The organism is Novosphingobium sp. (assembly GCF_036803765.1).
Taxonomy (GTDB): domain Bacteria; phylum Pseudomonadota; class Alphaproteobacteria; order Sphingomonadales; family Sphingomonadaceae; genus Novosphingobium.
In genome coordinates this window covers 50,576-64,336 of the sequence record NZ_DAIRTS010000023.1, presented here as the reverse complement: position 1 = coordinate 64,336, position 13,761 = coordinate 50,576, and the positions used below count along the sequence as shown (strand labels likewise).

The 13,761-nt window shown below is 68.7% G+C and carries 11 protein-coding genes and 1 pseudogene; 10 read left to right on the top strand and 2 right to left on the bottom strand.

Features of this window, described 5'->3' with window-relative positions; genetic code table 11:
• The 3 genes and pseudogenes from V7Q48_RS14595 to V7Q48_RS14585 form a co-directional block, all read left to right on the top strand.
• A pseudogene (locus V7Q48_RS14595) lies at window positions 1-184 on the top strand (gluconate 2-dehydrogenase subunit 3 family protein); the annotation flags it as partial.
• A gap of 1 nt (window position 185) precedes the next feature.
• Complete coding sequence (locus tag V7Q48_RS14590) at window positions 186-1,871, top strand: GMC family oxidoreductase (RefSeq protein ID WP_333839002.1); 1,686 nt, start codon at window positions 186-188, stop codon at window positions 1,869-1,871.
• 26 nt (window positions 1,872-1,897) lie between these two features.
• Window positions 1,898-3,226, top strand: a complete 1,329-nt coding sequence (locus V7Q48_RS14585) for a glycoside hydrolase family 1 protein (RefSeq protein ID WP_333839001.1) — start codon at window positions 1,898-1,900, stop codon at window positions 3,224-3,226.
• Between the two features lie 5 nt (window positions 3,227-3,231).
• Here the strand turns inward: V7Q48_RS14585 and V7Q48_RS14580 are convergent, their stop codons facing one another.
• Together V7Q48_RS14580 and V7Q48_RS14575 are read right to left on the bottom strand one after the other, a co-directional pair.
• Window positions 3,232-3,915 (bottom strand): peroxiredoxin-like family protein, encoded by a 684-nt coding sequence (locus V7Q48_RS14580; protein WP_333839000.1) that lies wholly within the window; start codon window positions 3,913-3,915, stop codon window positions 3,232-3,234.
• A 111-nt stretch (window positions 3,916-4,026) separates the two neighbouring features.
• On the bottom strand, window positions 4,027-4,863 hold the full coding sequence (locus tag V7Q48_RS14575) for a LysR substrate-binding domain-containing protein (RefSeq protein WP_333838999.1): 837 nt from the start codon (window positions 4,861-4,863) through the stop codon (window positions 4,027-4,029).
• 294 nt (window positions 4,864-5,157) lie between these two features.
• On the opposite strand from V7Q48_RS14575, the gene V7Q48_RS14570 reads away from it, so the two are divergent.
• The 7 genes from V7Q48_RS14570 to V7Q48_RS14540 all read left to right on the top strand — a co-directional run bounded on the left by V7Q48_RS14570 (window position 5,158) and on the right by V7Q48_RS14540 (window position 13,688).
• A complete protein-coding gene (locus V7Q48_RS14570; RefSeq protein WP_442947143.1) occupies window positions 5,158-5,958 on the top strand; it encodes an ABC transporter permease in 801 nt (266 codons plus the stop codon).
• Window positions 5,959-5,990: 32 nt separating this feature from the next.
• Window positions 5,991-6,848 (top strand): ABC transporter ATP-binding protein, encoded by an 858-nt coding sequence (locus tag V7Q48_RS14565; protein WP_333839004.1) that lies wholly within the window; start codon window positions 5,991-5,993, stop codon window positions 6,846-6,848.
• Window positions 6,849-6,851: 3 nt separating this feature from the next.
• Window positions 6,852-7,496 carry a cysteine dioxygenase gene (locus tag V7Q48_RS14560; RefSeq protein ID WP_333838997.1) on the top strand — a complete coding sequence of 215 codons (645 nt, stop codon included), beginning with the start codon at window positions 6,852-6,854 and terminating at the stop codon, window positions 7,494-7,496.
• Window positions 7,493-8,722: a rhodanese-like domain-containing protein gene (locus V7Q48_RS14555; protein ID WP_333838996.1), complete on the top strand. Its 1,230-nt coding sequence runs from the start codon at window positions 7,493-7,495 to the stop codon at window positions 8,720-8,722. The genes V7Q48_RS14560 and V7Q48_RS14555 overlap by 4 nt, the downstream gene beginning before the upstream one ends.
• Window positions 8,723-8,844: 122 nt before the next feature.
• Entirely contained in the window at window positions 8,845-10,179 is a 1,335-nt protein-coding gene (locus V7Q48_RS14550; protein ID WP_333838995.1) for an LLM class flavin-dependent oxidoreductase, read from the top strand.
• A 14-nt stretch (window positions 10,180-10,193) separates the two neighbouring features.
• The gene (locus V7Q48_RS14545; protein ID WP_333838994.1) at window positions 10,194-11,153 is read left to right on the top strand and encodes an ABC transporter substrate-binding protein; all 960 of its coding nucleotides are present in this window, start codon (window positions 10,194-10,196) and stop codon (window positions 11,151-11,153) included.
• Between the two features lie 45 nt (window positions 11,154-11,198).
• Complete coding sequence (locus V7Q48_RS14540) at window positions 11,199-13,688, top strand: TonB-dependent receptor plug domain-containing protein (protein ID WP_333838993.1); 2,490 nt, start codon at window positions 11,199-11,201, stop codon at window positions 13,686-13,688.
• Window positions 13,689-13,761: the final 73 nt, after the last annotated feature.

Sequence of the window (13,761 nt, the reverse complement as noted above, 5' to 3'; positions counted from 1 at the left end):
CGCCAACCCCAGCCCCTGGGTCACGCTCAAGGCACTGATCCTCGACGGCTATTACGGCAGCGAAGTCGGAGCCTCGCAGGAACTGCAATACAACCTGGTCCCCGGCCGCTGGGACCCCGACATTCCGCTCGAGCCGGGCGCGCGCGCCTATTCGAGCGACTGGACGGCCGTGGACTTTGGATAAGATGAGCGAAGAATTCGACGCAATCGTGGTGGGCTCGGGCATTACCGGGGGCCTTGCCGCCAAGGAACTGACCGAGGCCGGGCTTCGCGTGCTGATGATCGAGCGCGGACGCGAGATCCGCCACGGCGAATACGACCGCGAGATGAAGGCGCCGTGGGAACTGCCGTTCCGCGGCCACGGCGATGCCGCGCGCTATGCGCAGGACTATCCCGTGCAGATGCTCAACCGCCACTTCAACGAGTGGTCTGAAGATCACTTCGTCAACGATCGCGAGCAGCCCTACGCGACCGCGCCGGGCAGCGACTTCACCTGGTTCCGCTCGTACCAGCTCGGTGGCCGCTCGCTGACCTGGGGCCGCCAGTGCTACCGCTGGTCGGACTACGACTTCGGCGCCAACAAGCGTGACGGACACGGCACCGACTGGCCGATCCGCTATGCCGACCTCGCCCCGTGGTACGACAAGGTGGAGCAGTTCGTGGGCGTCTCCGGCTCGGCCGAAGGCCTGCCTGCCCTGCCCGATGGCCAGTTCCTGCCGCCCTTCGGCCTCAACGCGGTCGAACAGTCGGTGCGCGAGAAGGTGATGGAACGCTGGCCCGACCGGCGGCTGACCATCGGGCGCACCGCCAACTTGACGCAGGCCAAGCCCGAGCAGGGCCGCGGCCCGTGCCAGGCGCGCAACATCTGCATCCGCGGCTGCTCCTATGGCGCCTATTTCTCGACCCAGTCGGCCACGCTGCCCGCCGCAATGGCGACGGGGCGCCTCACCGTGGTCAACGACGCGCAGGTCGAGGCGCTCGACTTCGATCCCGGAACGCGCCGCATCACCGGGGTGCGCTGGATCGAGACCGGCAGCGGGCAGCGCAAGCGCGCTTCCTCGCGCCTCGTGTTCCTCAACGCCGGCGCGTTCAACTCGGTACACCTGCTGCTCAATTCCGCGAGCGAGGCGATGCCTCACGGCCTCGCCAATTCGAGCGGCGTTCTGGGCACGCACATCATGGACCACGCCAACACGCTGTCGGCCGCGGCGATCATGCCGGGCTTCGAGGGGCGGACGAGCTATGGCAATCGCCCCACGGGCGTCGTCATCCCGCGCTTCCGCAACCTCGACACGATCGACGGCGAGGGCTTTACCCGCGGCTATTCGTTCCAGGGCGGCGCGTTGCAGGGCACGTGGACCCGCGGCAAGCATGCGCCGGGCGTCGGGGCCGAGGCCAAGCACGCGCTGCGCGAGGTGGGCCCGTGGCGCATGGTGCTGGTGGCCTTCGCCGAAAGCGTGCCGCGTGCCAGCAACCGCCTGACGCTGTCGAACCAGCGCGATCCGCGCGGCGTGCGCCAGTTACAGATCGAGTTCGCCCACGGTGCCGAGGAACGCGCCGCACTGGCCGACGCCAGGCGCGAAGCCGCCGCGATGCTCGAGGCGGCAGGCGGCAAAGTGCTGTTCGGTGGTGACCAGCCGGGCGCCGGCGGCAGCGCGATCCACGAGATGGGCGGCGCGCGCATGGGCCACGATCCGCGCACCAGCGTGCTCGACAAGTGGAGCCGCGCGCACGACGTCGCCAACCTGTTCGTCACCGACGGCGCGCAGATGAGCTCGTCGGCCTGCCAGAACCCCTCGCTCACGTACATGGCGCTGACGGCGCGCGCGGTCGACCACGCGGTCGGCCTGATGAAGACCGGCGCGATCTGACGCGCCGGCACCGGGAGAGACACAGCATGGATCGCAGGAACTTCCTCGGCGCGGCGGGCGCGGCAGGGGCCATGGCGCTAGCGCCGGCAGGTGCACGCGCGGCCGCCGCGGGCGCACCGGTCACCTTCCCCAAGGGCTTCGTCTGGGGCGCGGCGACGGCCGCCTACCAGGTCGAGGGCAACAACATCAATTCCGACATCTGGCCGGTCGAACGCGCGCCCGGCACGCCCTATGCCGAACCCGCGGGCGATGCCGCCAACAGCTTCGAGCTGTGGGCGACCGACCTCGACCTGTGCAAGGCGATGGGCCTCAACTCCTATCGGTTCAGCCTCGAATGGGCGCGGATCGAGCCGCGCGCGGGCGAATTCTCGCTCGCCATGCTCGATCACTACAAGCGCATGATCGAGGGCTGTCATGCACGCGGGCTGACCCCGTTCGTAACCTTCAACCACTTCACCACCCCGATCTGGTTCGCGGCACGCGGGGGCTGGAGCAATCCCGACGCGCCGGGTCTGTTCGCGCGCTTCTGCGATACCGCGGCACGGCATCTGGCTGACGGGATCGGCTTTGCCGCCACGCTCAACGAACCCAACCTGGCTGGCCTGCTGCCCATCGTGCTGCCCGCCGACATCGGCGCCTGGCTGCTCAAGGCCGACGAGGCGGTGACGCGCGAGGTCGCCAAGGCGCAAGGGGTGCCGCTGTATCTGGCCGGCAACGGCATCTGGTATCCCGATCCGGCCAAGATCCAGGCGCACCTGCTGCAGGGCCATGCGCAGGGGCGCAGCGCGATCAAGGCGGTCCGCGGTGACCTGCCGGTGGGCGCGACGCTGGCGATCGTTGACGACCAGGCAGCGGGCCGGAATTCGCTGCGCGATGCCATGCGCGAGAAGCTCTACAACCCATGGCTGCGCGCTGCGCGCGGCGACGATTTCGTCGGCGTGCAGAACTACGAGCGCGCGGTGTGGGATGCGAAGGGCAAGCTGCCCCCGGCCAAGGATGGCGACCACAACATGGGCGGCGCCGAAGTCTATGCCGCCTCGCTGGCCGGCGCGGTACGCCATGCCCATGCCATCGCCAAGGTGCCGGTCATGGTCACCGAACACGGGGTCAACAGCCCCGACGACGCGGTGCGCCAGCGCCTCATCCCCGCAGCCCTGCGGGAGTTGCACAAGGCCATGGCCGAGGGCGTGCCCGTCACGGGCTATTACCACTGGTCGCTGATCGACAACTACGAGTGGGGCTTCGGCTACAAGCCGCAGTTCGGGCTGCACACGCTCGATCGCAAGACCTTCGTGCGCACCCCGAAACCCAGCGCTGCCGTGCTGGGCGCGATCGCCCGCGCCAACGCCGTCTAACGCGCTTACTTTACGAGGCCGAGCACCGTCTCGGCCTCGGGCCGATCCAGCCAGTTCGGGCTGACGATGAGCGCGCGCAGGGTGTGGTCCGGCTCGATCACCGCGATGGCGGGCTGGTTGATCTCGTAGCTGTCGGTGCCGAGCGTCGCGCCGATCCAGGGCGTGCCCGGTGCCACTGCGGGCTGGTCGTCGGGCAGGAACGTTACGCCGAGCTGGCGTGACAGCGCATAACCGGGATCGCCATAGGTCTCGAAGCGCAGGTCATGCCGCTGCGTCGGCGTGCGATCGACCGGCGTCTGCGCGCTGACCGCCACGAACGTGACGCCGCGCCGGTCGAGTTCCGGCCAGAGCGCCGTGTTGTAGTAATCCAAGGCGATGTTGCAGGCCGGACAGCCACCGAAGCGGAAGAACGCCAGCACGATCGGCCCCTTGGCCAGAAGGTCCGCGCTGGACCGCGAATTGCCTTCGGCATCCTGCAGGAAGAACGGCGCGAGCCGCGTGCCCGGCTGCGGGTGCGCGGCCGGATCGTGGCGCTCGACCAACACGCGACGCTGGTCGACGTTGCGCGCCAGCGCCTCGGGCGACCAGGTCCGCGCACGTTCCGCCGAAAGGTCGGCATAGCGGCTGGCGAGCGAGGACGTATCGGCAAGTGCCGGGTCGGCATAGGAAGTTGCGGCGGCGTGAGACATGGCGTGCATCCCGTTCGGTTGGAATGCGACCGTGATAGGCCTGCCTTCGGGGCCTACCCTATCGAGTTCGCCTGATGCGTCGTTGAGTTGTCGCAATAAAGAACCTGCCGCCTAGAGGCTGGCGACGGTGGCACGGGCCAGTTCGGACAGGCGCGCGGTGGCGCCGTCGAGGACGGGGGCGGCGTGGAGGATGCACGAGACGCCGGGCAGTGGCGGCAGGCCCGCGTCGCCGGCGTCCACCGCATCGGGCAGGAACAGGGGCGTGCGCGCGGTCATGCCGAGGCCTGCCTGCACGGCAGCGCGCAGGGTCGTCAGGTTGGGAGTCTCCACCGTGATCCGCCACCCGCGGCCGGCATCCTCGAGCGCGCGGATCGCGGCCTCGCGAAAACGGCAGGGCTGCTCGAGCACCGCGAGCGGAATCACGTCGCGGCCGGCCAGCGCCGCGTCGCCGAACCAGGTCATCGCCGCATGCGATACCGCCGCGGCATCGCCCGGCACGCCATAGCCGAGGACGATGTCGAGCTGCCGGCGTTCGAGCAGCGCGAGCAGCTCGGCCGTACCGGCAACGCGCGAATAGATTTGCGCCTCGGGGTGCAGTTCGGCGAACTGCGCCAGCAGGCCCGACAGCAGCATCTCGGCAAAGTCCTGCACCATGCCGATCCGCGCCGGGCCGCTGAATTGCCCGGCGGTGACCGCTGCCACCGCCTCGTCGTGCAGCGTCAGCACCTTGCGCGCATAGTCGAGCATGAGATCGCCGGCCGGGGTCAGCGTCAGGCGACGCCCGTCGCGATGGAACAGGGGTTGTTGCAGCAGTTCTTCCAGCCGCTTGATCTGCAGGCTGAGCGCGGACTGCGTGACGAAGACCTTTTCCGAGGCATTGAGCATCGACCCCGTGTCGACGATCGCCACGAAGCTGCGCAGCAGGTTGGTTGGCAGATTGACCGGCATGACGCCCCGATTCCCCCTTGAGCAACAGGCCCGCGACGACATCGAGACCATCCCGTCGCGCGACCCGCCGTGCCCCGCGTGATACGCCGCAGCAATTTATCAATCAAAATAGTAGAGATTTAAATTGCCAAAGGAAGTCTTTGGCCCTGCGCTCCGCCGCGCCATCCCGTCACTTGAGCGCCGCTTATGAGCAACGCGCATAGGTCGCGGCCAAAACTCAATTGAATGAATAGACAAACCGGGTTCTGCTTGCCGCATCTGCCGTCCACCGGGTCTTTTGCCATGTCCAGTGCCTTGCCGTCGCGTTCCTCCAGGCCCCTGCTGGCCGCCCTCACTCACTCGCGCTGGCTATCGCCGGTGCTGCTGCTCGTGGTGTGGGAACTGGCCTCGCGCCTCGGCCTGATCGCCGAGCGGACGCTGGCCGCGCCCTCGGCGGTCCTTACCGCTTTGTGGGGCATGATCGTCTCGGGCGAACTGCCGCAGAACCTGCTGGTGTCGTTCTGGCGCACGGCGCTGGGCCTCGCCATCGGGGTCAGCGCAGGGGTCGTCCTCGCGCTCGTCGCCGGCCTGTCGCGCCAGGGCGAGGCTGCGGTCGACCCGATCATGCAGATCAAGCGCACCATCCCGACGCTGGCGCTGACGCCGCTGTTCATCGTCTGGTTCGGCATCGGCGAAACCCCCAAGGTCGCGCTGATCGCCTTCGCCTCGATGTTTCCGGTCTATCTCAACCTCTACAGCGGCATCCGCAGCGTCGACGTGCGCCTGCTCGAAGGCGCGCGTAGCTTCGGGCTGAGCAAGGCCGATCTGATCTGGCACGTCATCCTGCCCGGTGCCCTGCCCTCGCTGCTGGTCGGGCTGCGCTATTCGCTGTCGATCGCCATCCTCGTGCTGGTCGTGGCCGAACAGATCAACGCCTCGGCAGGCCTGGGCTACCTCATCAACAATGCGCGTGACTTCATGCGCACCGACATCATCGTCGTCTGCCTCATGGTCTATGCCGTGCTCGGCCTCGGTGCCGACTGGCTGGTCCGCACGGTCGAGCGCAAGGCGCTCGTCTGGCGCCCTTCGCTCGTCTCCTCGCGAGCCGCGGCATGACCCGCTCTCCCATCCCCCTGGAGTACCCCGCCATGGATGCGCGTGCCGCCCTTCCCGCCTATTCGCCCCAGTCCATCGCCCCGACGTCCGCCGCCCCGACGTCCGCCGAAGCCCCGGTCGTCGCGCTGAACGGCTTTGCCCGCCGCTTCGGCGACGTGACGGTGATCGAGGGCCTCGACCTCACCATCCAGCCCGGCGAGTTCGTCGCGCTGCTGGGCCGTTCCGGCTCGGGCAAGACCACCCTGTTGCGCACGCTGGCCGGGCTCGACAGCGCCGAAGGGCAGGACGTGCAGGTGCCCGCCGCGCGCGCCGTCGTGTTCCAGGACGCGCGCCTGCTGCCGTGGAAGAAGGTGTGGCGCAACGTCGCGCTTGGCCTGCGCGGCGGCGACATCCGCAACCGGGCGCAGGATGCCTTGCGCGAGGTCGGGCTTGGCCATCGCCTCGATGCCTGGCCGCTGACGCTGTCGGGCGGCGAGGCGCAGCGTGTCGCCCTGGCCCGTGCGCTGGTGCGCGAACCCAGCCTGCTGCTGCTCGACGAACCGTTCGCCGCACTCGACGCGCTGACACGCCTCAGGATGCACGACCTGGTCCTCAACCTGTGGCGCGCGCATCGCTGCGCGGTGCTGATGGTGACGCACGACGTCGACGAGGCGGTGGCGCTGGCCGACCGCATCCTCGTGCTCGACGGCGGCCGCATCGCCGCGGAAGAGCGCATCACGATCCCGCGTGGCCAGCGCGCCGAACTGACCCAGCCGCTGCGCCAGAAGCTGCTTGGCATTCTGGGTGGCACCGACGCCGCCGTCGACGAGCGCGTCATCCGCTTTCCTCAGGCATCTTACCCTCAGGCAGGCAGCCACCACGCGGCGCCGCTTCAGGTCGCCGGGGCCTGAGCCATGGCGACCCTTGCAACCCTGCCCGACCAGCCGGGCAACGATCAGGCCCGCACGCGCGCCGGCATCGGCCGCCTGCGCGGCTTCGTCACCAATCTGGCCGAACTGCTGGACAGCACGCAGGACGAACGCGAGATCCTCGAATCCGGCGCCAAGCTGCTCTCGCGCCTGATCGCGCAGGACGACTGGCTGCCCGATGCCTTCGCGCAGGCTCATCCCGATCGTTACCAGCAATACCTGCTCCACTGCGACAGCCGCGAGCGCTTCAGCGTGGTCTCGTTCGTGTGGGGGCCGGGCCAGGGCACGCCGATCCACGACCACCGCGTCTGGGGTCTCGTCGGGGTGCTGCGGGGCGCCGAAGCGTCCGAGCGCTTCGTTCGCCAGGGTGACGGCACGCTGCGCCCCACCGGCACCGTCGACATGCTTCATGCCGGCGCGGTCGAGGCGGTCAGCCCGCGCGTCGGCGACATTCACCGCGTCCGCAATGCCGTGCCGGACGCGCCCTCCATCTCCATCCACGTCTATGGCGCCAATATCGGCGCGGTCGAACGCGCAACCTACGATCTCGACGGCCGGGCCAAGCGCTTCGTCTCGGGATACGCCAACGACGTGGTCCCCAACCTCTGGGACCGATCGAACCCGTCATGACCACGCCCCAAGATATCCGCAATGCCCTGATCGCCCGCGGCGAGATCGCGCTGATCGACCTGCGTGAAGAAGCCGAGTTCGCGCGCGGCCACCCGCTTTTCGCCGCCCAGATCCCGCTGCGCCGTCTTGCCGTCGAGGCCCCCTGGCGCCTGCCGCGCAAGGACGTGCCGATCGTGGTCTACGACGCCGGCGAAGGCCTCGTCGCACCCGCGCTCGAGCAGCTCGCCGCCCTGGGCTTCACCCGCGCCAGCGCGCTGGAGGGGGGCCTCGCGGCCTGGCAGGCCGCAGGTTATGAACTGTTCGAGGATGTGAATTCCTACTCGAAGGCGTTCGGCGAACTGGTCGAACACCGCCGCCACACCCCCTCGTTGCCCGCGCCCGATGTCGCCGCGCTGATCGAGGAAAAGGCCGACATCGCGATCCTCGATGCCCGCCGCTTCGACGAATACGCGACGATGAGCATCCCCGGCGCAGTGAGCACGCCGGGTGCCGAACTGGTGCTGCGCGCCGGTGCGGTGGCGCCCGATCCCGACACCACGATCATCGTCAACTGTGCGGGCCGCACGCGTTCGATCATCGGCACGCAGTCGCTCATCAATGCCGGGCTGCCCAATCGCATCTATGCGCTGCGCAATGGCACGATCGGCTGGACGCTGGCGGGCCAATCGCTCGAGACCGGACAGCAGCGCCGCGCGCCCGAGCCCGAGGCCGACTGGGGCGACGAAGCCCGCGCCCGCGCGCGTGACGTCGCGTATCGCGCCGGGGTCCGCCACATCACCTGGGACGAGCTGGAGCACCTCGCCGCCGATACCGCGCGCACGCTCTATCGCTATGACGTGCGCCTGCCCGAAGCCTTCGCGGCGGGGCACCTGCCCGGCTTTCGCAATGCGCAGGGCGGCCAGCTGGTGCAGGAAACCGACCACTTCGCGCCCGTGCGCGGCGCGCGCATCGTCCTCGCGGACGACGTCGGACCGCGTGCCGACATGACCGCATCGTGGCTGGCGCAGCTGGGCTGGGATGTCAGCATCGTTGCCTGGCCGCAGGACCTGCCGCTCGAGACCGGCCCCGACGCGGCGCCGCCCCCGCGCGGCCCCGAAGGCCGCTACAAGCGACCCTACGAGGGCACCGACAATGCAGCGGCGGCCATGCAGGCCTATCTCGACTGGGAATTCGGCCTCGTCGAACAGTTGCAGCGCGATGGCACGCACGGCTTCTTCGTGATCTGACCGTCGATCGTACAGTATTTACAATACTCCGTCTGAATTGAGCAAATCCGGTTCGCGAAATTTCGACATGACGTCAAAATGGTTTCGATCCCGATAGACCTCACCATTCGAAGGAATTCCCCATGTCGCAAAGACAGCTTCGCCTCGGCTTTATCCTCCACGGTGTCGGCCCCGGCTGGGACGACTGGCGCCACCCTGACGCGGTGGTCGACGCGAGCACCAACTTCGGCTTCTACAAGCGCCAGGCGCAGTCTGCCGAGCGCGGCAAGTTCGACTACCTGTTCGTGGCCGACAGCGTCTCGATCAACGCGCGCTCCAGCCCGCACTACCTCAACCGGTTCGAGCCGCTGACCATCCTCTCGGCGGTAGCGGCGGTGACCGAGCGGATCGGCCTCGTGGGCACGGCGACCGTCTCGTACACCGAGCCTTACAACCTCGCGCGCCAGTTCGCCTCGCTCGACCACATCAGCGGAGGCCGCGCCGGCTGGAACGTGGTGACGAGCTGGCTCGAAGGCAGTGCTGCGAATTTCGGCAAGGACGAGCACCTCGCCCACGACACGCGCTATCGCCTTGCCGAGGAATATCTCGACGTGGTCAAGGGGCTGTGGGACAGCTGGGAAGACGATGCGCTGGTCCGCGACAAGGCCACCGGCCAGTTCCTCGATCCCGACAAGCTGCACGAGCTCAACCACAAGGGCGAGTTCCTCAAGGTCAAGGGCCCGCTCAACATCTCGCGGTCCAGGCAGGGCCAGCCGGTGATCTTCCAGGCCGGCTCCAGCGAGGATGGCCGCGCCTTTGCCGCGCGCCAGGCCGAAGCGATCTTCACGCACCAGGAGACGATCGAGGAAGCGCAGGCGTTCTATGCCGACATCAAGGCGCGTGCCCGCGGCTATGGCCGCGATCCCGACGGCGTATTCATCCTGCCCGGCGGCCGCGTCATCGTCGGCAGCTCCGAGGCGGAGGCCGAGGCGAAGTATCGCGAGCTGGCCGAACTCGGCAATCTCGAGAACGCGCTGCGTTCGCTCGGCCGCGGTTTCAACGACCACAACTTCAGCGTCTACGATCCCGACGGGCCGTTCCCGCACGCGGTGGCCGCCGAGGGCATCAAGAGCAACCAGAGCCAGTCCGCCCGCGTGCTGGCGCTGGCCGCACAGGGCCTGACGCTGCGCGAGATCGCGCTGCGCCTCGCCACACCGCGCGGGCATTTCGTGGGCACGCCCGAGCAGATCGCCGACCGTTTCCAGCACTGGCTGGAAAGCCGCGCCGCCGACGGCTTCAACCTGTTCGAGAGCCTGCCCGGCCAGCTCGACATCTTCGTCGATGAAGTCGTGCCGATCCTGCAGAAGCGCGGGATCTACAAGACCGACTACCCCGGCGAGACGTTCCGCGACACGCTGGGCCTGCCGGTTCCGGTCAACCGCCACACCGCCGCCCGCGCCGCGCGCACCGCGGCCTGACCGGAGCGACAATCTTGCCCCCCGTTGAACTTTCGTCCCTGACCCGCCGTCACGCCATCCTGGCGGCGGGTGCCTCCCTTGCCCTGGCCGCCTGCGGCCGGGGCAAGGGCAGCGCCCAGGTGCTGCGTGTCGGCAGCCAGAAAGGCGGCACCAAGGCGCTCGTCCTGGCCTCCGGCGTTCTCCAAGGCGTGCCCTACCGCATCGAATGGTCCGATTTTCCCGCGGCCCAGAACCTGCTCGAGGCGATCGCGTCCGGCGCGGTGGATGTCGGGCTTGCCGGCGATGCCCCGTTCCAGTTCGCCTACCAGGCGGGCAGCCCGGTGCGTGCCGTGGCCGCCATGGCGGCGACGCGTGACACGCCGGAGGGCGCCCTCGCGATCGTGGTGCCGGCGCGCTCGCCCGCACACGGCATCGCCGACCTTGCCGGCAAGCGCATCGCCACCACGCGCGGCAGCATCGGTCATTTCCTGATCCTGCGCGCGCTGCAGGAGGCCGGGCTCGCCAGCGATGCCGCCAGGATCGTGTTCCTGACGCCCAGCGACAGCAAGGCCGCGCTGCAGACCGGGGCGATCGACGCCTGGGCCACCTGGGCACCCTTTACCGTCGCCGCGCTGGCCGACGGCGCGCGCATCATCGTCGACGGGCGGCGCTATTCCAGCGGCTACGGCTTCGATGTCGCCAATACCGGCGCCATCACCGACAAGCGCACGCAGCTGGTCGATTTCCTCGGCCGCGAGGCGCGCGCGCTCGACTGGGCCAACGGCCACCGCGCAGATTATGCCAAGGTGCTGGCGCAGGAAACCGGCCTGCCCATGGCCATCGCGCTGGCGACGGTGGAGCGCAACACGCGCCAGCGCGTGGCGCTCGATGCCACGGCGATCGGCGCACAGCAGGTCGTTCTCGATACTTTCCGCAAGGCAGGCGACGTCAAGGCGCCGCTGCCACTCGACAAGGCCTTCGTCGCGCTCGGCTGAGCGCCAGGCGAGACCCAAACTTCGAACATTCCCAGGGGGACAATCATGAAATTCCTGCTCGCCACCACGGCGTTGGTGGCGGCCGTGCCTGCTGCGCGCGCCGCCGAGACACCCGCGCCTGCGCCCGCGACCGAGTCCGCAACGCCTGAGGATGCCCCCACCGGCATCATCGTCACCGGCGTGCGTGGCGGCCAGCCGCGGACCGTCGCCGACAGCCCGGTGCCGATCGACGTCATCACCCCGGCCGAGCTGAAGCAGACCGGTCGCACTGGTCTCAAGGAAATCCTCGGCAACATCATCCCCTCGCTGTCGATGCCCGCGTTGGGCGGCGGCGGCACCTCAGCGAGCGTGCGGCCGATCTCGATCCGCGGGCTGTCGGGCGACTATCTGCTGGTGCTGGTCAACGGCAAGCGCCGCCACACCACCTCGCTCATCAACAACCTCAGCCGAGTGTCGGGCGGCTCGACCCCGGTCGACGTCGACCTCATTGCCACCAATGCGGTCGGGCGCATCGAGGTGCTGCGCGACGGCGCAGCCGCGCAATACGGCTCCGACGCGATCTCGGGCGTCATCAACCTGATCCTCGACGACGCGCCCGAAGGCGGCGAATTCACCACCACCGCCGGCCAGCTCTACGAAAAGGGCGGCGCGCTGCTGCAGCAGACCCTGGGCTACGGCACGCGGCTGGCGGGCGACGGCTTCGTGCGCGTGGCTGTCGAAGCCAAGTACCACGACCGCGCCGACAGTTCCGCCGATCCGATCGCGCGGGTCTTCCCGCTGGTCAACGGACAGGCCGACCCGCGCGAGGGCAGCGTCAATCACGTCATCGCCGGCGGCTATGGCCGTTCCAACCGTGACAAGATCATCAACGGCACGATCAATGCCGAGGTGCCGCTGTCCGATGCCGCGCGGCTCTACGGCTTTTCCACGTTGAGCTATCGCGACATCAAGGACGCACGCGGCGCCTACGTGCCCGCCACCTCCAACGCGGTGCTGCCGCAGATCTACCCCGCCGGCTTCCAGGCCTATCGCCGGATCTGGGAATGGGACTACCAGACCACCTGGGGCGTCAAGACCGACGTGGGCGGCTGGGCGGCCGACCTGTCGACCAGCTATGGCCGTGATGCGGTGCGGCTGGGGGCCGAAAACGCGCTCAATCCCTCACTCGGGCCGAGCAGCAAGACCAGCTTCCGCATGGGGCGCCAGATCCAGACGCTGTGGGTCAACAACCTCGACCTCTCACACGGCTATGACATCGGCCTTGCCGACAAGCTCGAGGTCGCGCTGGGTGTCGAGCATCGCTACGAGCAGTTCATCAGCCGCGCCGGCGAGCCCGACAGCTATCGCGACGGCGGCTATGTCATCCCGCGCGATGCAACGCCGTTCGGCACCGCCTATGGCGGGCAGTCGCCCTCGCCGGGCCTCGTCTCGTTCACCGGCACCTCTCCGGCCGATGCCGCGCAAGTCTCGCGCAACAACATCGCGGCCTACGTCGATGTGTCGACCAAGGTCACGCCGGCTTGGTACGTCGGGCTGGCCGGGCGCTTCGAGCATTACACCGACAGTGCGGGCAATACGGTCAGCGGCAAGTTCTCGACCCGCTACGAGCTGGCGCCGGGCATCGCCTTGCGGGGCGGCGTGAACACGGGCTTCCGCGCGCCGTCGCTGGCGCAGACCGCGTTCTCGACCACGCAGAACACCGTAACGGTGATCGGCAACGAACGCATCCTCACCACCTCGAAGTTCCTGCCGGTGAACTCGGCGGCAGCCATCGCCCTCGGCGCCCAGCCGCTCAAGCCCGAAAAGTCACTGAGCTTTACCGCCGGCGCCACGTTCGAGCGCGGCGGTGCGCGCCTGACCATCGACGGCTACCAGATCCGCATCGACGACCGGATCGTGAAGACCGACTTCCTCGGCACGGCGGCGAACGGCGGCCGCGCGATCGCGGCGATCCTCAACGCCAATGGCGTGACCGGAGTGGACAGCGCGCAGTTCTTCACCAACGCGATCGACACGCGCACCCGCGGCATCGACGTGGTGGGCGAATACACCTGGCGCCCGGCAGGCCTGGGCACGCTGCGGCTCAACGCGGCGTGGGCCTACTTCGACACCAAGATCCTCCACGTCATCGCCAACCCGCGCCAGTTGTCGTCGCTCAACGTCGTGCTGTTCGGCCGGCAGGTGCAGCAGGATCTGCTCGTCGCCGTGCCCAAGAGCAAGATCGTCGCCTCGGCGAACTGGGACCTGGGGCGCTTCAATGCGCTGCTGCGCGCCACGCGCTTCGGCCGATACACCGAGAGCAGCACGGTCGCCGCGTCGGACCGCACGTTCGGCGCGAAGGTCGTGACCGACCTCGAACTGGGCTATCGCCTGTCGGACAAGGTGACCTGGTCGGTGGGCGCCAACAACCTGTTCGATGTCTATCCCGATCGCAACGGCCTCGTCGCGATCGACGGATCGGGCGCCTATGGCAGCTTTGCGCCGTTCGGCCTGTCGGGCGGGTTCTATTATACCCGTGTAGGGGTGACGTTCTGACGCGATAGTGGCAGGCGTTGCGATGGCCGGGCAGGCTTCCTAACTGGGACCTGCCCGGCCGGTCGTTCCTGCG

Bases quoted from the DNA above. Each gene is read 5' to 3' on its own strand.
- V7Q48_RS14590 (WP_333839002.1), top strand. From the start codon at position 186: ATGAGCGAAGAATTCGACGCAATCGTGGTGGGCTCGGGCATTACCGGG.
- V7Q48_RS14585 (WP_333839001.1), top strand. From the start codon at position 1,898: ATGGATCGCAGGAACTTCCTCGGCGCGGCGGGCGCGGCAGGGGCCATG.
- V7Q48_RS14580 (WP_333839000.1), bottom strand. From the start codon at position 3,915: ATGTCTCACGCCGCCGCAACTTCCTATGCCGACCCGGCACTTGCCGAT.
- V7Q48_RS14575 (WP_333838999.1), bottom strand. From the start codon at position 4,863: ATGCCGGTCAATCTGCCAACCAACCTGCTGCGCAGCTTCGTGGCGATC.
- V7Q48_RS14565 (WP_333839004.1), top strand. From the start codon at position 5,991: ATGGATGCGCGTGCCGCCCTTCCCGCCTATTCGCCCCAGTCCATCGCC.
- V7Q48_RS14560 (WP_333838997.1), top strand. From the start codon at position 6,852: ATGGCGACCCTTGCAACCCTGCCCGACCAGCCGGGCAACGATCAGGCC.
- V7Q48_RS14555 (WP_333838996.1), top strand. From the start codon at position 7,493: ATGACCACGCCCCAAGATATCCGCAATGCCCTGATCGCCCGCGGCGAG.
- V7Q48_RS14550 (WP_333838995.1), top strand. From the start codon at position 8,845: ATGTCGCAAAGACAGCTTCGCCTCGGCTTTATCCTCCACGGTGTCGGC.
- V7Q48_RS14540 (WP_333838993.1), top strand. From the start codon at position 11,199: ATGAAATTCCTGCTCGCCACCACGGCGTTGGTGGCGGCCGTGCCTGCT.